The 18,479-nt window shown below is 73.7% G+C and carries 16 protein-coding genes and 1 pseudogene; 9 read left to right on the forward strand and 8 right to left on the reverse strand.

Annotated features, from left to right (window positions below; all coding sequences use genetic code 11):
- Together Q0283_RS04035 and Q0283_RS04040 are read left to right on the forward strand one after the other, a co-directional pair.
- Nucleotides 1-590 (forward strand): annotated as a pseudogene (locus Q0283_RS04035) (acyl-CoA hydrolase); the annotation flags it as partial.
- Nucleotides 587-2,779, forward strand: a complete 2,193-nt coding sequence (locus Q0283_RS04040; protein WP_298043199.1) for a PIG-L family deacetylase — start codon at nucleotides 587-589, stop codon at nucleotides 2,777-2,779. The pseudogene Q0283_RS04035 and the gene Q0283_RS04040, both read left to right, overlap by 4 nt.
- Here the strand turns inward: Q0283_RS04040 and Q0283_RS04045 are convergent.
- From Q0283_RS04045 to Q0283_RS04055, 3 genes are read right to left on the reverse strand one after another with little or no spacing between them, the layout of a single operon-like run.
- On the reverse strand, nucleotides 2,763-3,137 hold the full coding sequence (locus Q0283_RS04045) for a hypothetical protein (protein ID WP_183530354.1): 375 nt from the start codon (nucleotides 3,135-3,137) through the stop codon (nucleotides 2,763-2,765). The genes Q0283_RS04040 and Q0283_RS04045 overlap by 17 nt on opposite strands.
- Nucleotides 3,138-3,146: 9 nt before the next feature.
- The gene (locus tag Q0283_RS04050) at nucleotides 3,147-4,325 is read right to left on the reverse strand and encodes a M4 family metallopeptidase (RefSeq protein WP_255459811.1); all 1,179 of its coding nucleotides are present in this window, start codon (nucleotides 4,323-4,325) and stop codon (nucleotides 3,147-3,149) included.
- Nucleotides 4,309-5,187, reverse strand: coding sequence for a DNA/RNA non-specific endonuclease (locus Q0283_RS04055; protein WP_183530352.1), 879 nt, complete (start codon nucleotides 5,185-5,187; stop codon nucleotides 4,309-4,311). Before Q0283_RS04055 ends, Q0283_RS04050 begins: the two co-directional genes overlap by 17 nt.
- Nucleotides 5,188-5,301: 114 nt before the next feature.
- Here Q0283_RS04055 and Q0283_RS04060 point away from each other — a divergent pair, with 114 nt between their 5' ends.
- The gene (locus Q0283_RS04060) at nucleotides 5,302-5,922 is read left to right on the forward strand and encodes a DUF4190 domain-containing protein (RefSeq protein WP_183530350.1); all 621 of its coding nucleotides are present in this window, start codon (nucleotides 5,302-5,304) and stop codon (nucleotides 5,920-5,922) included.
- Between the two features lie 10 nt (nucleotides 5,923-5,932).
- Here Q0283_RS04060 and Q0283_RS04065 read toward each other — a convergent pair whose 3' ends face one another.
- Together Q0283_RS04065 and Q0283_RS04070 are read right to left on the reverse strand one after the other, a co-directional pair.
- The gene (locus tag Q0283_RS04065; protein WP_183530348.1) at nucleotides 5,933-7,324 is read right to left on the reverse strand and encodes an amidase; all 1,392 of its coding nucleotides are present in this window, start codon (nucleotides 7,322-7,324) and stop codon (nucleotides 5,933-5,935) included.
- A gap of 21 nt (nucleotides 7,325-7,345) precedes the next feature.
- A complete protein-coding gene (locus Q0283_RS04070) occupies nucleotides 7,346-9,412 on the reverse strand; it encodes an AarF/ABC1/UbiB kinase family protein (RefSeq protein WP_298043205.1) in 2,067 nt (688 codons plus the stop codon).
- A 27-nt stretch (nucleotides 9,413-9,439) separates the two neighbouring features.
- Between Q0283_RS04070 and Q0283_RS04075 the strand changes: the two genes are divergently transcribed.
- Together Q0283_RS04075 and pheA are read left to right on the forward strand one after the other, a co-directional pair.
- Nucleotides 9,440-9,766 (forward strand): rhodanese-like domain-containing protein, encoded by a 327-nt coding sequence (locus Q0283_RS04075; RefSeq protein ID WP_029139318.1) that lies wholly within the window; start codon nucleotides 9,440-9,442, stop codon nucleotides 9,764-9,766.
- A complete protein-coding gene (gene pheA, locus Q0283_RS04080; RefSeq protein ID WP_183530345.1) occupies nucleotides 9,763-10,755 on the forward strand; it encodes a prephenate dehydratase in 993 nt (330 codons plus the stop codon). The genes Q0283_RS04075 and pheA overlap by 4 nt, the downstream gene beginning before the upstream one ends.
- Before the next feature lie 39 nt (nucleotides 10,756-10,794).
- On the opposite strand, the gene Q0283_RS04085 is transcribed toward pheA, so the two are convergent.
- Nucleotides 10,795-12,027, reverse strand: a complete 1,233-nt coding sequence (locus tag Q0283_RS04085; protein ID WP_298043208.1) for a diacylglycerol kinase family protein — start codon at nucleotides 12,025-12,027, stop codon at nucleotides 10,795-10,797.
- 51 nt (nucleotides 12,028-12,078) lie between these two features.
- Between Q0283_RS04085 and serS the strand changes: the two genes are divergently transcribed.
- Nucleotides 12,079-13,365, forward strand: coding sequence for a serine--tRNA ligase (gene serS / locus Q0283_RS04090; protein ID WP_298043210.1), 1,287 nt, complete (start codon nucleotides 12,079-12,081; stop codon nucleotides 13,363-13,365).
- Nucleotides 13,366-13,596: 231 nt separating this feature from the next.
- Entirely contained in the window at nucleotides 13,597-14,424 is an 828-nt protein-coding gene (locus Q0283_RS04095) for an HAD family hydrolase (protein WP_298043220.1), read from the forward strand.
- 59 nt (nucleotides 14,425-14,483) lie between these two features.
- Here the strand turns inward: Q0283_RS04095 and Q0283_RS04100 are convergent, their stop codons facing one another.
- Entirely contained in the window at nucleotides 14,484-15,140 is a 657-nt protein-coding gene (locus Q0283_RS04100) for a hypothetical protein (RefSeq protein WP_298043212.1), read from the reverse strand.
- 12 nt (nucleotides 15,141-15,152) lie between these two features.
- A complete protein-coding gene (locus Q0283_RS04105; protein ID WP_183530307.1) occupies nucleotides 15,153-15,746 on the reverse strand; it encodes an inorganic diphosphatase in 594 nt (197 codons plus the stop codon).
- 161 nt (nucleotides 15,747-15,907) lie between these two features.
- Between Q0283_RS04105 and dacB the strand changes: the two genes are divergently transcribed.
- Both dacB and Q0283_RS04115 read left to right on the forward strand, forming a co-directional pair.
- Nucleotides 15,908-17,542, forward strand: coding sequence for a D-alanyl-D-alanine carboxypeptidase/D-alanyl-D-alanine-endopeptidase (dacB, locus tag Q0283_RS04110; protein WP_298043216.1), 1,635 nt, complete (start codon nucleotides 15,908-15,910; stop codon nucleotides 17,540-17,542).
- Between the two features lie 4 nt (nucleotides 17,543-17,546).
- On the forward strand, nucleotides 17,547-18,479 hold a 933-nt coding region (locus tag Q0283_RS04115), incomplete at its 3' end, for a serine/threonine-protein kinase (protein ID WP_298043218.1).

Consider the following 18,479-nt stretch of genomic DNA (forward strand, 5'->3'; position numbering starts at 1 on the left):
GCCGGCAGGCCTTCCTCGTCGACCTCCGCCACCCCGGCGTGCACCCCGGGGCGGGCAGCTGGCCCGCCCTGGGGCTGGCCGCGATCGACAGCGGTCCGCTCACCTTCGAGGCGGTCCCGGCCCTGCCGGTGGGCGGCCCGTCCTGGTACCTGGACCGGCCCGGGTTCGCCTGGGGCGGGATGGGGGTGGCCGCCGTGTGGTTCGGCGGTGCCGTGCACCTGTACCGCACGCTGGCGGCCTCGGCGGCCCGCCGGGAACCGGACCAGTTCGCGCTCGCGGCACTGGGGCGCGTGGACCGCCTGCTGTCCTCGGTGTCTGCCCAGCTGGCCGCGGCCGCCGACGCCATCGACGCCGGCGACCTGACCGGGCCCGCCGCAGAGCTCGAGGCGTACCGGCTGCGGGGCGCCGTGGCGCAGGTCTGCACCGAGGTGATCGACGTCGTCGGACAGGCCACCGGTCCCGGGCCCCTCACCGGGGACGCCGACCACGCCCGGGCCGTGGCCGACCTGCAGGTCTACGTCCGCCAGCACCATGCCGGGCGCGACGACGCCCGGCTCGGCGCCCTGATCCTCACGGCGGTGCGGCCATGACGTTCTCGCACCTGGACGCCGGGACGCCCGAGGGGCACTGGCAGGCCGCCGGGGTGTCCGGTGTGCGGGAGGCCCCGGGTCGCGGACGGCTGCCGGCGGAGACGTTGCTGGTGGTCGTGGCCGCCCACCCCGACGACGAGACCCTGGGCGCCACCGGGCTGATCCGCTCGGTGCTGGGCGCCGGCGGGAGCGTGCGGGTGGTGATGGCCAGCCTGGGGGAGCGGTCCCATCCGGACTCCCCGACCCACACCCCGGAGCAGCTGATCGCGGTGCGCCGGGCCGAACTGGCCTCCGCCCTCGAGGCGCTGGGGACCGGCCACCGGGACCGCATCGAGCTGGTCGGGCTCGGCCTGCCGGACGGGGACGTGGCCGCGCACACGGACCGGGTGCGGGCCGTCGTCGTGGACCTCCTGGACGGGCACACCGGGCCGGCCGTGCTGGCCACCCACTACCGCGCCGACGGGCACGCCGACCACGACGCCCTCGGCCACGTGGTGTCCGCCCTGGCCGCGGACCGGGGCCTGGACCTGTACGAATTCCCGATCTGGTTCTGGCACTGGGCCGACCCCGCGCGCGACCCGGACTGGCGGGACTGGGTGCGCTGGCCGCTGGCGGCGGAGGCCCGGGCCGCCCGCCGGGACGCCCTGGCGGCCCACGCCAGCCAGGTGGAGCCGCTCTCCCCGGCTCCCGGGGACGAGGCCATCCTGGGCCCGGGGATGCTCGAGCACTTCGTCGGCCGGTCCTTCGACGTCTACCGGTACACGGCGCCGGAGGCCGCCGCGGGGGCCGGCACAGCGTCCACAGCGTCCACAGCGTCCACAGCGTCCGCGTCATCCGCAGCGTCCCCGTCGGCCCGGGCGACCGAGGTCTTCGACCGGCTCTACCGCGAGCGGGAGGATCCCTGGGGATACCGGAGCAGCTGGTACGAACGGCGCAAGCGGCTGGTCACCCTCGCGGCCCTGCCGCGCGAGCGCTACGGCACCGTCCTGGAGGCGGGAAGCTCGATCGGGGTGCTCACCGGCGACCTGGCCGAGCGCGCCGAGCGGGTCATCGGCCTGGAGGCCTCGGGCGTGGCGATCCGGGAGGCCCGCCGGGCCCTGGCCGGGCGATCCGGGGTGACCTTCGAGCAGGTGGTGCTGCCGGACCAGTGGCCGAACCGGCTGCCCGGTGGAGGCCCGGCCGACCTGGTGGTGCTCTCCGAGATCGGGTACTTCCTCTCCGCCCCCGAACTGGAGCGGTTGCTGGACCACCTCGAGCGGTCCCTGGCCCTGTCCGGCCACCTCGTGTCGTGCCACTGGCGCCAGGAGGTGGAGGGATGGCCCCTGGACGGGGACGAGGTCCACGAGAGGGTCGCCGCGGACCCCCGGTTCCGGCTGGTCTCGCGCCTTCTCGAGCAGGACTTCGTGGTGGATGTCCTCACCCGTGCCTCCGCCGCGGACAGGGTGGCCGTGGTGGTCCCGGCGCGCAACGAGGAGGACCTGCTGCCGGGGTGTCTCCAGGCGCTGGCCCGGGCGGCCGACCGCTGGGAGGAGGTCCACGCGCAGGGGTCCGTCCAGGTGGTGGTGGCCCTGGACGACTGCACCGATGCGACGGCGCACCGGGCTGAGGCCGTGGTGGCGGGCGATCCCCGCTTCCACGTGATGGACCTGGCTGACGAGGCGTCCCCTGCGGGGGCGCCGGCCTCGGGGCCCGCGAACGTCGGCCGCGCCCGGGACCTGGGCCTGCGGCGGGCGGTGGAGCTGTTGTCCCGGTCCGGCGGGGCCCAGCGGACCTGGGTGGCCAGCACGGATGCGGACACCGTCGTTCCCCCGGACTGGCTGGTGGCCCAGACGGCACTGGCCGCGCGGGAGGACGGCCCGGTCGTGGTGGCCGGGACGGTCGGGCTGGATGCCTCGGGGGTGGACCCGCAGGTGCTGCGGCGCTGGTTGCGGGACTACACGCACGGCGAGGACCACGGGCACGTCCACGCAGCCAACCTGGGCCTGTCCTGGGAGGCGTATGAGCGCCTGGGGGGCTTCCCCCACACGGCCGAGCACGAGGACGTCGCGCTCGTCGAGGCGGCGCGGGCCGCCGGGGTGCCGGTGCTGGCCACGGACCGGATCCGGGCGGTGACCTCGGGCCGCACGACCGGGCGCACGGCCGGCGGCTTCGCCGGTTACCTGCGGGGACTGGTCACGGACGCCGGGTGATCACGTCGATCAGTGCGTCCAGGTCCGGATCCCGGCGCCGTCCGTCCTCGTCGTAGCTCGCCGACCCGTCCCCGCACGTCACCGTCCACTGGAAGGCGTCGCGCACCCGTCCTCTCGCCCCCCGGCCGGGAGACGGCCCGGATCCGGGCCGGTCGGGACGCCGGGAGGCCTCCCCCGGGTGCGCGGCCGGGGCGAGCCCGGAGATCCGGCGGGCGGCCCGCGCGGCCGGGGTGCCGTCGTCGGGGATCCGCGCCGTCCAGCGGCGCACCATCCCGGCCACTCCACCCGAGCGCGACACCGTGACCTCGAGCATGCCCGGTGCCGGGTCCGGCGTGCTGACAGCGCGGTCCTCGCTCATGACCCCAGCCTACGGAGCGGAGGCCCCCTCGGTCAGTACCCCCACCTGCGCCCAGGACTCCCGGACGATCCGGGCGGCCTCGTCCCCGAACCGGCCCTGGGCGGCCGCCACCGTCGCGCGGGCGAACCCGGCGAAGTCCACGTCCCGTGGCAGGTCCTGCGAGGTCACCACGTCGAACCAGACCTGCCCGGCCCGCTCCCAGGCGTGGCCGCCCAGGGACCTGGCCGCCAGGTGGAAGGCGCGGTTGGGGATCCCCGAGTTCAGGTGCACCCCGCCGTAGTCCTCCCGGGTGACGATGAACCGGTCCATGTGCTCCGGCTGCGGGTCGCTGCCCAGCCGCGGGTCGTCGTAGGCGGTGCCGGGCGCCGACATCGAACGCAGTCCCCGGGCCCGGACGCCGGCCCCGAACACCTCCGCGCCGATCAGCCACGTCGCCTGGTCCGCCGTGTGGCCCCGCACGTACTGGTCCACCAGCGCCCCGACCACGTCCGCGAAGGACTCGTTCAACGCCCCCGACTGGCCTTGGTAGTCCAGGTCCGAGGCGTACTGCATCAGGCCGTGCGCCAGCTCGTGGCCGATGACGGACAGCGAGGGCGTGAACCCCGTCAGGACCTCCCCGTCGCCGTCGCCGAAGACCAGGCGCCGCCCGTCCCAGAACGCGTTGTCGTAGCGGTGGCCGTAGTGCACGGTGGCCCGCAGCTCACGCCCGAGGCCGTCCGGTGAGGACTGCCGGAAGACCTCGGTCAGGAACCCGTGCACCGAGCCCAGGCCGTCGTAGGCCTCGTTCACCGCGGTGTCCGCCACCGGCGGAGCGCCCTCGGAGCGCACGACGACGCCCGGCAGCTCCTGCGTGCCGCGCGCGTCGGAGATGTTGCGGTCCAGGGTGCCGCCGGGGGTGGCGACACCCCCCTCCGGCCGGATCCCCCGGTGGCGGCGCTCGCGGACCTGCTGGCCCAGGTCCCGCGTCCGGCCCGCGTCCGCCGGCCGGTCCGGTGCCCCGGGTTCCGCGCCCCGCGGCGGACGGTGCGGCGGCGGGAGGAAGGGGCTGGCCGGCGGTGGAGGCTCCGGTTGCCGCGGGAGGTGCCGGGAGAGCTGCTCGAGCATGTACGGCGGCACGATGCAGTGCCGGCGGTGTACCGGCGGGCCGGGGACCTCCGTCCCCGCGGACGTCTCACAGGCTGATGTCATCGAATCCCTCCAGGGCCCGCCAGCGCCGCGCGGCGCGGGCCCCCCGGACCCGTTCACCCAGGGCCTCGGCGGGGACGCGATAGCGGTCGGCCGCGGCGAGCTGGCCCATGTCCAGGCCCGTCAGTTCGGCGATGTCCGACACCGGGACCTGGAAGGTGCGGAAGGGACCGGGCCCGGGTACCTCCTCACCGGCGCGCAGCCCGCGGCTCAGGACCCGGTCCAGTCCCTCGCCCTGGTCCAGCAGGTACCCGGTCGAGGCGAGCGTGCCCAGGGCCGGCTGCTGGTTCCAGGCCACGATCTTGAAGAACCGCCGGGGGATCCGGAACTCCCCGCGGTACTCGGGGTCGTCCTCGGCGAAGACGCAGCCGGTGAAGACGCTGATCCGCTGGCCGGCGGCCCGGGCGTGGCCCAGCACGTGGTCCTCCAGCCCGAGCCACAGCTCCTGGGACTGGTTGAAGTAGGCGGCCTGGGGGGCGCACACGGTGTAGTGGAAGGTGTCCAGGTTCGCCAGGCGGGCGGTGACGCCGTCGCCCCACGCCGGGTCGCGACGACGGACCAGGTGGCCGCGGTCCAGGTCGTTGGCGGCGTAGAGCGCCTCGCCGGCCTGGTGCTCCTCGGGCAGGCGTGCGTCGAACCGCCAGGCGTCCCCGCGGTCCACGTCGCGCAGCTGGGTGCCGTCGACGTTGACCGCGGTGATCGCGGCCAGCCGGCGGTCGGTGTCCTGATGGACGGAGAAGTGCACGTAGTCCAGGACGGCCAGGCGCTCGTCGCTCGGGACCGGCACCGCGGCGGTGGTACCCAGGAAGTCCGCGTCGTAGCCGTTGCGGACGCCGACGTCCGCGGGGGCGTGGGATTCGACCATGTAGTCATGCAACCAGCCGGCGGGGTCCACGGGAAGGGCGGGGACCGAATGCCCGTGATGGAGACCCTGTGGAGAACCCCGCACCTCGTCCGGGGTGTTGCCTACACTGGACCCATGGCCGACCGGAATGACCAGGGACAGCACTCGGACGCGTACCGCCCGTTCGACGACCCCAAGCATCCCTCCTGGTACACGGACCCGGAGGCGCCGGGCGGTCCGTCCACGCCGCCGCCCCCCGGCAGCTCCCCGGCCCCCCGGAACCCCTACGCCGACCAGCCACTGGCCGGTCCCTACGGTGACGGCCAGCCCCAGTACCCGATCCACGGCGGGTACCCCGTGGTCGCCAACCAACCCGGCCGTCAGGACCGGCCCCGCCCGGTGCAGAACCCCTACGACGTCACCCATGGCCAGGCGGGGGGCTATGGCGGGCCCGGTGCCCACGGTCAGGGCGGGATGCAGCCGGGCCGCAGGGGCGGGGCGCCGTATCCGGGCGGTGAGTCCCGTCCTGCAGGACTGGGCATCACCGCGATGGTGCTGGGCATCGCGGGCGTGGTGACCTTCGGTTTCCTGGCCGTCCCGCAGCTCCTGGCGATCGTGTTCGGGCACCTCTCCCTGGCCAGGGAACCCCACGGCAAGGGGTTCGCCGTGGTGGGGCTGATCATGGGGTACCTGGTCACCGGCCTGTGGGTCCTGATGATCATCGGTTTCATCGCGTTCGGGGCGATGCTCGGATAGCCGGGGCGGCTCAGCCCAGCAGGTGCTCCAGGCGGGCCGCCAGGGCCAGCAGGTGCCCCTCCGTGCCGGGCCGGCCGATGGCCTGCACGGACCAGCTCAGGCCCTCCGCATCCCGGAGCACCGGGACGGAGACCGCCGGCAGGCCCATGACGTTGACCATCGAGGTGTACGGGGTGAACCGGCACTGCAGTGCGTAGTCTTCGGCCGGGGGGAGGGACGTGAAGGTCCCGATCAGTGGGGGCGCGAAGGCCAGCACCGGGGTCAGCACCACGTCGTGGGCCGCCAGCTGCCGACGGGCATCCGCGGCCCAGCGGGTCAGCCGGTCCACGGACCCCGCCAGCCGGTCCGGGGTGTAACCGCGGGCCAGCTCCAGGAAGTAGGCGGCCAGGGGCCCGAGCAGCTGCTCGGCGTCCCCGGGCAGGGGAGCCTCCGTGAGCGCCGCCGTCCAGACGGTGCGGAAGTCCTCGTGATAGCCCGGTGCGTAGTCCAGGTCGGCCTCGGCCACCTCGTGGCCGTCCCGCTCGAGGGCGGCGGCGGCCCGGGTCAGGGCGTCGAGGGCGGGCCGGGCCAGCGTGATCTCCAGGTCCGGGGTGAACGGGGAGGCGGTGGAGTAGCCGATCCGCAACCGGTCCGGTTCCGCCCGCCGGGCCCGCGGCAGGCTCCGCCCCTCGCCCCGGGGGCCCCCGAGCATGGCGTCGTAGAGCAGGGCGGCGTCCACGGCCGTGCGGGCCAGGGGGCCGGACACGGACAGGTTCCGCACCGAGTCCTCCTGCCGGTCCGTGGGCACGGTGCCGCGGCCGGGCTTGAGCCCGACCAGCCCGCAGGCCGCGGCCGGGATGCGGACGGACCCGCCGCCGTCGGTGCCGGGCGCGAAGGGCAGCATCCCGGCGGCGACGGCGGCCGCACCGCCCCCCGTGGACCCGCCCGCCGTGCGCTCGGGGTCCAGTGGATTGCGCGCCCCGCGGGAGATGAGGTTCTCCGAGTGGCACGGCAGCCCGAACTCGGGGACGGTGGTCTTGCCCAGGGAGATGCCCCCGGCCGAGTGCACCGCGGCGGCCAGCGGGTCGTCCTCGTCGGCTGGCGGGGCGTCGACGGCGGTCCGCGAACCGAAGGTGGTGCGCATCCCGGCCACGTCCACGAGGTCCTTGAACGCCAGGGGCATGCCGTGCAGTGAGCCGACGGGACCGGCGTCCCGGAACCGGCGGTCCAGCTGGTCGGCACGGGCCAGGGCGGCCTCGGGCTCCACCGAGATGAACGCCCCCAGCTCCGGGTCGCGCCGCTGGGTGACGTCGAGGAAGTGGCGGGTGGCGTCCGCGGCGGAGACCTCACCGGCGGCCAGGGCGTCGCGCAGTTCCAGGGCGGTCAGGCGCGCCAGGTCAGGGGTCCGGACGGGGTGGTTCATGGCCTCCACTGTATCGAGGGCCTACTCCGGGACCTCCGCGGGGCCCGGCCGCTGCATCACCAGGGCCACGGTCCGCAGGGAGAGCACGAAGCCGGCGAACAGGACGATGTAGCCGAACGCGGTGTGCCAGGTCATGTAGCTGGTCATGGCCGGGCCGCCGTCGCCGAAGGCCAGCAGGACGATGCCGCCCAGGACGCAGAACCCGGCCAGGATCGCCACCACCACCTGCTGGAACAACCAGGTGACGTACTGCCGGTCGTCCTTGTCGCCGAGCAGCCGGACATTCACCGAGATCCGTCCGCCCTGCAGGTCGTCGGCGATCCGGTTCAGCCGCCGCGGCAGCTGGGCGGCGATCGGGAGCACCTCCAGCAGGGCCGTCGTGGCGGTGTCCTTCAGCGAACCGGGCGTGAACCGGTCCTTCAGCAGGTCCGCGCCCAGTGCGCGGGCCGCCTGCACGACCTCGAGGTCCGGGTCGATCAGCCCGAGGGTGCCCTCCATGCCGCCGAGGGAGCGCAGGGCCGCGGCCACCTCCTTGGGCACCGCGAACCGGTGGTCGAGGATCAGCCGCGTCAGGGAGCCGAACAGCTTGGACGCCGAGCCGCCGCGCAGCCCGCCGCGGTAGCGCACCAGCAGCTCCCCGACCTCTCGCTCCAGTGCCCGGTCGTCCAGGCCCGCGGGACGCCCGAGCAGCTCGACCAGGGAGTCGCCGAGCAGCCGGGCGTCATTGCGCTCGATCGAGGCGAAGACCATCACCAGTTGCTGTTGCGAGCGGGGGTCGAGCCGGCCGACCGTGCCGAAGTCGAGCAGTCCCAGCCGGGTGTACTGGGCCTCGCCCAGGAGCATGACATTGCCCGGATGCAGGTCGGCGTGGAAGATGCCGTCGTCCATGATCTGGCGCATCACCGAGTTCGTCAGCTCCTCGGCCAGCCGGCGCCGGATGGACGGGTCCAACCGGTCCAGCCGGGCCTTGGCGCGCCCCACGGGGACGCCGGGCAGGTAGTCCATCACGAGCAGCCGCCGCGAGGAGTACTCCGGGTAGACGGTGGGGACGGTGAGGTTGTGGCCGGTCACGGCCGCGGCCATGTCACGCATGTTGGCCTCCTCGACGTGGTAGTCGAGTTCCTCGGCCAGCGAGCGGGTGAAACCGCGGCCGAGGTCCAGGATCCGCAGGGACTTGCCCCACGTGGTGTTGAGCTGCAGCCACCGGCAGATGCGCACCACGATGTCCGTGTCCCGCATGACCTCCTCCACGGCACCCGGGCGCTGGACCTTCAGGACCACCTCCGTGCCGTCCTGCAACCGGGCGCGGTGCACCTGGGCCACGGAGGCCGAGGCCAGGGGCGCCTCGTCCACCCAGGCGAAGACCTCCAGCGGGTCCCGGCCCAGCGAACGGGACAGCGCCCCGCGGATCGAGTCCCAGGACTCGGGGGCCACCTCGGACTGCAACCGGGACAGCTCCCGGATGAAGTCCTCGGGCAGCAGGTCGGTGCGCGCCGAGAGGTTCTGGCCGAGCTTGACGAAGGTGATGCCCGCGTCCTCCAGGGCCCGGCGCAGCGCCCGTGCCGTGCCCGCCCAGGAACCCTCGCCGTCGTCGGAGGGCCGGCCGAAACCGCGCAGGTTGGCGCCCAGCCCGTGGCGCAGGAACACGCCGACCACCTGACGGTAACGCCGGTTCCGGGCCCAGGTGCTGCGCAGCCCGGCCGACCACAGGACCGGGTTCGGCAGCATGCCGGTGGGGATCACCATCTCCAGGATCATCAGCACGGCGGTGCCCAGCCCGAAGATCCACAGCAGGGCGATGAGGATCAACACCATCGCGGCCGGGGCGGAGACCCCCGAGAGGGCGCCGGAGGTGTCGGTCCCGGCGACCTGGGTGATGACGGCGTCGAAGACGACGTTGGTGCTGAGCACCATCAGCAGCGCCACCAGCACCGAGCGGAACCAGCCGACCGGCACCCCCAGCACGCGCCGCACGGTGGTGGCGATCAGCCAGGCCACCAGGACGAGCAGCACGAGGCCGAAGACGGCGCCGAGGGTGGACCCGACCCAGTAGCCGACGGTGCCCAGGTCTCCCAGAAAGGTCTCCACGGGCACACCCTATTAGGCTGGGGTGTCATGAGCATGTTCGAAACAGTCAGCGTGGACGACGTCCCGGAGAACGCAACCATCCTCGACGTGCGCGAGGACGACGAGTTCACCCTCGGCCGGGCCGCCGGGGCCCTGCACATCCCGCTGGGACAGCTGCCCGAACGCATCGAGGAACTGGACCCGGACACCGACTACTACGTGATCTGCCGGACCGGTGGCCGGTCCATGCGCGCCTCCGACTTCATGGTCAACCGGGGTTACTCGGCCATCAACGTCGCCGGCGGCTCCGGCGCCTGGCTGGAGTCCGGCCGTCCCATGGAGGCGGACGGCGGCGCCGAGCCGTCCGTCAAGTGAGCCCCGCCTCCGGTTCCCCGGCCGGGGAGCCCGGCGCCGGCACCGCCGGGGGATCGCGTCCCCGCTACGTCTACCTCGGCCCCGAGGGCACGTTCACCGAGGCCGCGCTGCGCCAGGTCCCCGGCACCGACGCCGCCCAGTGCGATCCGGTCGGCTCCGTGATCACCGCGCTGGCCCAGGTCCGGGACGGCTCCGCGGACTTCGCGGTGGTGCCGATCGAGAACTCCGTGGAGGGCGGCGTCAGCGCCACCCTGGACGACATCGCCAGCGGGGACGCGCTGCAGATCCGCCGCGAGATCCTGGTGCCGATCAGCTTCGTGCTGGTGGGGCGCCGGGACATGGAGCTGTCCGCGATCCGCTCGGTGGCCACCCACAGCCACGGCTGGGCACAGGTGCGCAACTGGGCCGCCGCGCACATCCCGCAGGCCGAGTTCATCCCCGCCTCGTCCACCGCCGCCGGCGCCCGGGGGCTGCTGGACGACGAGACCTCCTATGACGCCGCCGTCTGCGCGCCGCTGGTGGCCGCGCAGACCGGCCTGCCCGTGCTGGCCTCGGCCATCGAGGACACCGCCGGGGCCGTGACCCGGTTCGTGCTCGTCTCCCGCCCGGGGGCGCTGCCGGCGCCGACGGGCTCGGACAAGACGACCGTCGTCGTGCCCCTGCCGGACGACCACCCGGGCGCGCTGATGGACATCCTGGAGCAGTTCGCCGCGCGCGGGATCAACCTGTCCCGGATCGAGTCCCGGCCCACGGGGGCCGGGCTGGGCAGCTACTTCTTCTCCATCGACCTGGAGGGCCACCTCGTCGAGGAACGGGTCTCCGCCGCGCTCGCCGCCCTGTACCGGATCATCCCGCAGATCCGGTTCCTGGGCTCCTATCCCCGCGCCGACCACCGCCGGTACACGGTCCGGGACGACGTCACGGACGAGGCCTACCGCACCGGCCAGGCCTGGGTGCGCGGGATCCTGGGACGGCCTGCCGGGGACTGAGGCCCGCCGGGAGCGCCCGGCGACGCTGCCGGGGTCCGGTCAGGCGTGCTGTTCCGGCACCGACTCCGGCTTCATGACCGGGGCCGCGGCCGAGTCCGGCACGTCCGAGGCCGGCACCTGGATGCGCAGCGTGTCCGGGCGGACCCGGGCGTCGAAGGAGCGCAGCTCGCCGATCGCGTCGCCGTCGAGCTGGGCGATCATCGGCTCGTGCAGGACCACGCGGCAGCGCGTGGCCTGGTAGGTCTCCATGACGGGGATGGTGCCCCGGGACTTCGTCAGCGTCTTCGCCGCGATCCGGATCCAGTCACCCACGTGGCGGGGGGAGAGCATGACCACGTCCAGCAGGCCGTCGTCGAACCGGGCCTCCGGGACGAAGTCCATGCCGGCGGTCAGCTCCCCGCAGTTGGCGATCATCACCGACCGGACCTTGCGGCGCTGCGGGGCGCCGCCGTCGATCGAGATGGAGATCTCCTTGCGGTGGCCCGGCAGGTGGCGCATCCCGGCCTCGCCGTACGCCAGCCAGCCGGCCTTGACCTTCAGGTCGTCCCGGGTGTCCCCCATGACCTCGGCGTCGACTCCCGCCCCGGCGATCACCAGGAAGGTGTGGCGCCGGGTGGTGCCGTCCGTGGTCTCCATCCTCAGGTCGATGGTGTCGATGTCCCGCCGCGTGCCGTGGATGGCGGTGTTGATGCAGGCCTCGAGATTGTCGATCGGCAACCGCAGGTTCCGGGCCAGCAGGTTGCCGGTGCCCAGCGGGATCACCCCCAGGGTGGCGTCCGTGCCGGCCAGCTCCTCGGCCACGAACCGCACGGTCCCGTCCCCCCCGGCGGTCAGCACGACGTCGGCCCCGTCGGCCACGGCGTCGCGGGCCATCTGCCGTCCCGGGTCCTCCACGGTGGTCTCGTAGACGGCCAGCTCCGGCAGGCCGGCCTCCTGGACGGCGGCGGCGACCTTCCGGCGCACCGTGTCCGCCCCGGCCTTGGAGGGGTTGAGCACCAGGGCGATCCGCCGGGGGTGCTCCAGGGCCCGGGACACCAGTGGGGCCTCGGCGATCTCGCTGACCTGGCCGTCGAGCGCCTGGACCTGGCCGGTGAGGGCGGCCATCCGGTCCGGGAGGGTCCCGACATCGCCCTTCAGGGACGTCACGCTGCCGTGCAGTTCGTCCATCCGCCCGTGCAGGCGGCGCTGACCGGTCCACAGGCCGATCACGAAGGCCAGGGCGGCCAGCACCAGGACGAGTGCCACGAGGGCCAGGATCAGTTCTGCAGGCATGGGGCGAAGTCTACGGGGCTCGCCGGGTGGGGGGCCGCTAGGCTGGTGCGCGTGATCGACGTCAAGCACCTCACCGAGAACCCGGACCTCTACAGGGCCTCCCAGCGCGCCCGCGGAGCCGACGAGTCCCTCGTCGACCAGATGCTCTCCGCCGATGCCGCCCGCCGGTCCTCGATCGCCGCCTTCGAGGAGCTGCGGGCGGAGCAGAAGCTCTTCGGCAAGAGGGTGGCGGCCGCCCAGGGGGAGGAGAAGCAGGCCCTGCTGGCCGAGGTCAAGGAGCTGGCCTCCCGCGTGAAGGCGGCCGAGGCCGAGGCCAACGAGGCGCAGGCCGAGCTGGACCGCCTGCAGCGGTTGTTCCCGAACCTCATCGAGGACGGCGTGCCCGCCGGTGGCGAGGACGACTTCGCGGTCCTGAAGACGGTCGGCACCGTCCGGGACTTCGCCGCTGACGGCTTCACCCCCCGGGACCACCTGGAGATCGGTGAGCTGATCGGTGCGATCGACATGGAGCGCGGCGCCAAGGTGTCCGGCTCCCGGTTCTACTTCCTCAAGGGCGTGGGGGCCCGGCTGGAGATCGCCCTGATGCAGATGGGCCTGGACCTGGCGGTGCAGAACGGGTTCATCCCGGTCATCACCCCCACCCTGGTCCGTCCCGAGACCATGCAGGGCACCGGTTTCGACGTGGAGCACGACGACGAGATCTACAAGCTCGAGCGCGACGACCTGTACCTGGTCGGCACCTCCGAGGTCTCCCTGGCCGGTTACCACGCCGACGAGATCCTGGAGCTGGGCAACGAGCCGACCCGCTACGCCGGCTGGTCCACGTGCTACCGCCGGGAGGCCGGCGCCGCGGGCAAGGACACCCGGGGCATCATCCGGGTGCACCAGTTCAACAAGCTGGAGATGTTCATCTACACCACGCAGGACCAGGCCGCCGAGGAGCACCGCCGGCTGCTGGACTGGGAGGAGCAGATGCTGGCCAAGGTCGAGCTGCCCTACCGGGTGATCGACACCGCCGCCGGTGACCTCGGCATGAGCGCGGCCCGCAAGTTCGACTGCGAGGCCTGGGTGCCCACGCAGGAGACCTACCGCGAGCTCACCTCCACCTCGAACTGCACCACGTTCCAGGCCCGGCGGCTGAACATCCGCGAACGGCTGGTCAACGAGGACGGCTCCAAGGGCGGCACGCGGATGGTCGCCACCCTCAACGGGACACTGGCGACCACACGGTGGCTCGTGGCCATCCTGGAGAACCACCAGAACCCCGACGGCTCCGTCACCGTCCCCGAGGCCCTGCGGCCGTACCTGGGCGGCCTCGAGGTCCTGCCGGTCCTATAGATCCTCGCCGGTGGATGTCCACCGTGGGGAACGACCCGGTGGATGTCCGCCGGCCACGGGCGGTGTTCACGTGCTGGACACCGGACGGCCGGGGCTGGTCTACTGGCTGTCCGCACCATCTGCTTGACTGGGGACATGATGAATAACAGGAAGGCCGGCACCGAGGACCGGCACGAAGAACGGGATGCGGACACCGGATCCCTGCAGACGCTGTACCACCCGCCGTCGGACATGACCACCTCCGGGTACCGTCCGAACGGGAACGGGAAGCGCAAGATGGTGTGCCTGGACGTGGACGGCACCCTCGTGGACCATGACGGCCACATGCATGACGAGGTCCGCGAGGCGGCCCGGGACGTCGTGGCCGCCGGACACCACGTGCTCATCGCCACCGGACGCTCGCTGGGCGCCACCCTGCCGATCATCCAGCTGATCGGCCTGGAGGAGGGCTACAGCGTCTCCAGCAACGGCGGGGTCACCCTCCGGCTGTCCGCCGCGCTCGAGGACGGCTTCGAGGTCATCGACCGCCGGACCTTCGATCCCGCCCCGGCCCTGCGGGCCCTGCGGCACCGGCTGCCCAACGCCAAGTACGCGGTGGAGGACGACCAGGGCCGCTTCCTGTCCACCGAGCGCTTCCAGGACATGAGTTTCGGCGTGGTGGCCGAGGGTGTCACGCTCGAGGAGATGATGCGGTCCAGCGCCACCCGCCTGGTGGTGTTCTCCACCGACTCCTCGGCCGAGGAGTTCGGCGAGGCCGTCGAGTCCATCGGCCTGCAGGGCGTCACGTACTCGGTGGGCTGGTCCGCGTGGCTGGACATCGCCGCGGCGGGGGTGTCCAAGGCGTCCGGTCTGGAGGCCCTGCGGGACCGGCTGGGCGTGCACATCGATGACACGGTGGCCGTGGGCGACGGGCGCAACGACATCGAGATGCTGGCCTGGGCCGGCCGGGGGGTGGCCATGGGCCAGGCTCCGCCGGAGGTCATGAGGGTCGCGGACGAGGTCACCGGCCACGTCGAGGAGAACGGGGCCGCCGCGGTCCTGCGCTCACTGCTCGACTGACGGGGCGCGGCCGGCCGACCCCAGGGGCGAGCCCGGCCGCCGCCCCCTGCCGACCCGGCTCAGGGGCGGGTCGTATCGGGGCCCTCGGCCAGGCCCAGGAGCCTCGCGGCGGCGGGGCGGCACGCGTGCTCCTCCGTCCAGAAGGAGCGCTGCACCGCCTTGGACACCGCCTGGACGGTGATCCCGAGTTCGGCGGCCGCGAGCTTCTGCTGACCGCGCACGCCGGGGACCAGCAGGTCCAGCACGGCCCACTCCGCCTCGGTCCGGGTCAGCACCAGCTGTCCCACCAGGCGCAGCACGGCCTCGGCCTGGGCGGCCGTCTCGGCGTCGGGACCGCCCACGGACACGGGCACCCGGACCCCTGCCTTGGCCGCCTCTTCGACGGCCCGGCGGGCGTGGACCAGTCCCGGCCCGCCGACCTCGCGCAACTCCTGCGTGTCCGGCAGCGCACCGGGTCTCACCGGGCCGTCCGGGTCCGCGGGGTCCACCGCCCCCACGGACCCGACGCCGATCCCCACGTTCCAGCGCCGCTCCCGCAGGGCCCGCAGGGCGGCGTCCACCGCGGAGGCGGGGTCGGCCACGATGCCGATGGCCTCATCGCCCACCGAGCGCTGGAACGGCAGCACGGTGCGCACGGGGCGCAGCGCGCGCAACAGGTCGTGCACCATGTCCCCGACCTCCCGCGAATCACGCTGGTTGATCGTCAGGACGTACATAGAGGGGGTGGATCAGCCCTGACGGCCCTGGGGGACGTCGGCCTCGGGGCCCTCCTCGGCGGCCGGCTCGGCCTCCTCGGTCTCCACCTCGCGGCCCTGTGGCTCGTCGGTGGGGGTGTGCTCCCCGGCGGCGTCGAAGCGCTCGATCGAGGCGGCCAGCTCGGCCTCGGCGGCCTCGCGGCCCTCCCAGCCATCGGCCTTGACCCACTTGCCCGGCTCGAGGTCCTTGTAGCGGGTGAAGAAGTGCTCGATCTCCTGCTTGAGCCACTCGTCGATGTCCTCGAGCTCCTGGATGTGGTCGAAGCGCTTGTCCGAGGGGACGCAGAGCAGCTTGGCGTCGCCGCCACCGTCGTCGGTCATGTTGAACACGCCGATCGGACGGGACTCGACGATCACGCCGGGCACCAGGTCGAAGCCCGGCAGGAAGACCATGGCGTCCAGCGGGTCGCCGTCCTCACCGAGGGTGTTCTCGAAGTAGCCGTAGTGCGTGGGGTACTGCATCGACGTGAACAGCACACGGTCCAGGCGCAGCCGGCCGGTCTCGTGGTCGAACTCGTACTTGACCCGCGAGGCGGCCGGAATCTCGATGGTGACGTCATGGTTCATGTCAGCAGGCTCCTTGGAATGCATGGAGGGCAGGATGGGAGCCGCGCCGGGGCACGGCATCTGGAAACAAGGGTATCCTCCGGTCAGGCGCGTCCGGTCCCGGCCCGCCCATCGCCGCGAGCGTGACGCACGCACCCGTACGCCTCCCAGGAAGCCCGACCGTGACCTCTCGACCCCCACGACGCCGGCCCGCCGCGCGTGCGATCCCGCGCACCCTGGGTGCCGCGCTGGCCCTGCTGCTCGCCGGCACCGTGACCGGTGGCCAGGTGCAGGGCGCGCAGACCGGTGCCGCCCCGTCCGGGCCGACGCCGGCGCTGGCCGTCTCCTCCACGATCACCGCGGGTGCCGCGTCCTCCCCGACTTCCGCCTCGTCCACGGCCTCCGCGTCATCCCTTGCCTCCGCGTCGGACCCGTCGTCCCCCGCCGCCCCGACCTCCAGCTCGTCCCCGGCCCGCCCCGCGGCCACGGGTGCCCACGGCCCTGGCGAGGGAGGGTCCACGCTGGCCGCGGTGCTCGGGCTGTCGGGCCTCACCGCACTGCTGGACCCGATGCCGGACCCGGAGGCCCTCGCCCCCGCACTGGACGAGGCGCTGACGGTGTCCTCGGGCACGATGTCCGCGGCCGTCGTCGACGTCCTGACCGGTGAGGTCCTCTACGACCGGTCGGCCGAGGAGCCCGCGGTGCCGGCCTCCGCGGTCAAGATCCTCACGGGCCTCGCGGCCCTGGAGGTCCTGGGCCCGGGCCACCGCTACACCACCGGTGCCGTCGCCCTGCCCGGTCGCGTGGGGGACCGGGACGTGACCCACGTGGTGCTCGACGCCGGGGGCGACGTACTGCTCGGCACGGGGAGCAACGCGACGTCCGTCGACGGGCGGGCCGGTCTCGGGACGCTGGCCCGGCAGGCGGCCGAGGAACTCGCCACGCGCGGCACCACCGGGACGGTGACCGTTCGCCTGGACGACTCCGGGTACACGGGCCCGGAGGCCTCCCCGGACTGGAGCCCGGACATCGTCCCCTCGGGCAACGTCTCCGCCGTGCAGCCGATCGCCACTCACGGCGGGCGCCCCGCCGCGGGCACCGGCACCAACCGCCTGCACGACCCGGCGCTGTACGCGGCCGAGGTCTTCCGCGACCACCTCGCCCGCCACGCCCGGGACCTGGACGTCGGGATCCGGGTGTCCGACTCCGTCCGACGCCTGCCCCTGAAGGGGCGCGGGAGCGAGCTGGCGAGCGTGACGTCGGCCACCGTGGCCCAGCAGGTGACCCACATGCTCAAGACCTCGGACAACCAGGTGGCCGAGGCCACCGGCCGCAACCTGGCGCTGGCCGCCGGTGAGGACGGCAGTTTCGACGGCGCCTCCCGGGCCATCGAGGAGGCCGTGTCCGGGCTGGGGGTGGACACGGCCGGTCTGGACCTCGTGGACGCCTCGGGGCTCTCCGGCAGGAACCGGGTCTCCCCCCTCCAGTTGACCGGGTCGCTCGGGATCGCCACCGGGGATCCCGGGCTGGAGGCAGCGGCCACCGGACTGCCGGTGGCCGGCAAGGAGGGCACCCTCGAGCACCGGATGGTCGGCACACCGGCCCAGGACGTGGTCCGGGCGAAGACCGGGACGCTCAGCTCGGTGGCGTCGCTGACCGGCACGGTGAGGACCGCGGACGAGAGGCAGCTGGTGTTCAGCTTCATCGCCAACGACCAGCCGGGCGTCCTGACCGACGCCCGCTTCGCGGTGGACCGCGCCGCGGCGCTGCTGGCCGGCTGCGGATGCCGCGCTGACGCGGCCGACCCGGGGCCGTAGTGGCATGGGCCAGGTGATCGCGGGCCGGTTCGAACTGGCCGACCACATCGCCTCCGGGGGGTCCGGGTCGATCTGGGCCGCATGGGACCGGCGCCGCGAGCAGTGGTGCGCGGCGAAGGTGCTGCGGCACAAGGACTCCGGTGAGCTGCTGCGCTTCGTGCGCGAGCAGGGCATCCAGCTCGACCACCACCACCTGGCCACGCCCTACGGCTGGGCGGCCGAGGACGCGGACGTGGCGATCTCGATGCCGCTGGTGGCCGGCGGCACCCTGGAGACCGCGCTGGGCGATCACGGCGCGTTCTCCTCCGCCCTCGCGGCACGGATGCTGCTGCAACTGCTGGACGCCCTGGACCACGTGCACCACGCCGGCTGGATCCACCGGGACGTCAAGCCGGCGAACATCCTGCTGGAACCCACGGGGGAGGGCATGCCGCACCTGCGGCTGGGCGACTTCGGGATCGCCGTGCGGGAGGACGATCCGCGGTTCACCACCCTCGGGTGGGTGAACGGCACTCCCGGCTACCTGGCCCCCGAGGCGATGGACCTCGCGGCCCCGGCGCCCGCGCAGGACCTGTACGCGGCCGGCGTGGTGGCCCTGCGGATGCTGGATCCCACCGTGCGGGGTGAACGGGGGCTGGAGGCCGCCGCCCTGGACCCGCGCCGGACGCTGGCCCGGATCGAGGGCGTCGATCCCCGACTCGCCTCCGTGGTGGCCGGGTTGCTCGACGAGGACCCGGGCGACCGCGTCGCGGCCGCCGAACGGGCCCCACGCACCCTCGACGTCCTCGCCACCCCGCAGACGGGGACCGGCGGGTACCTCACGGCCGCGGGCGAGCCGTTCGCGGTGTTCCGCCAGGTCGAGGCCGGTGGGACGACCGGGATCACCGCGGACCGGGCCGGGTTCGGTGGGACGGGGATCCCCGCGGACGGGGTCGGC

Source organism: uncultured Citricoccus sp. (assembly GCF_937871995.1).
In the GTDB taxonomy this organism is placed as follows: domain Bacteria; phylum Actinomycetota; class Actinomycetes; order Actinomycetales; family Micrococcaceae; genus Citricoccus.

Excerpts from the sequence above, each read along its gene's own strand:
- Q0283_RS04040 (WP_298043199.1), top strand. The coding sequence starts at position 587 with ATGACGTTCTCGCACCTGGACGCCGGGACGCCCGAGGGGCACTGGCAG.
- Q0283_RS04045 (WP_183530354.1), bottom strand. The coding sequence starts at position 3,137 with ATGAGCGAGGACCGCGCTGTCAGCACGCCGGACCCGGCACCGGGCATG.
- Q0283_RS04050 (WP_255459811.1), bottom strand. The coding sequence starts at position 4,325 with ATGACATCAGCCTGTGAGACGTCCGCGGGGACGGAGGTCCCCGGCCCG.
- Q0283_RS04055 (WP_183530352.1), bottom strand. The coding sequence starts at position 5,187 with ATGGTCGAATCCCACGCCCCCGCGGACGTCGGCGTCCGCAACGGCTAC.
- Q0283_RS04060 (WP_183530350.1), top strand. The coding sequence starts at position 5,302 with ATGGCCGACCGGAATGACCAGGGACAGCACTCGGACGCGTACCGCCCG.
- Q0283_RS04065 (WP_183530348.1), bottom strand. The coding sequence starts at position 7,324 with ATGAACCACCCCGTCCGGACCCCTGACCTGGCGCGCCTGACCGCCCTG.
- Q0283_RS04075 (WP_029139318.1), top strand. The coding sequence starts at position 9,440 with ATGAGCATGTTCGAAACAGTCAGCGTGGACGACGTCCCGGAGAACGCA.
- Q0283_RS04085 (WP_298043208.1), bottom strand. The coding sequence starts at position 12,027 with ATGCCTGCAGAACTGATCCTGGCCCTCGTGGCACTCGTCCTGGTGCTG.
- Q0283_RS04095 (WP_298043220.1), top strand. The coding sequence starts at position 13,597 with ATGACCACCTCCGGGTACCGTCCGAACGGGAACGGGAAGCGCAAGATG.
- Q0283_RS04100 (WP_298043212.1), bottom strand. The coding sequence starts at position 15,140 with ATGTACGTCCTGACGATCAACCAGCGTGATTCGCGGGAGGTCGGGGAC.
- Q0283_RS04105 (WP_183530307.1), bottom strand. The coding sequence starts at position 15,746 with ATGAACCATGACGTCACCATCGAGATTCCGGCCGCCTCGCGGGTCAAG.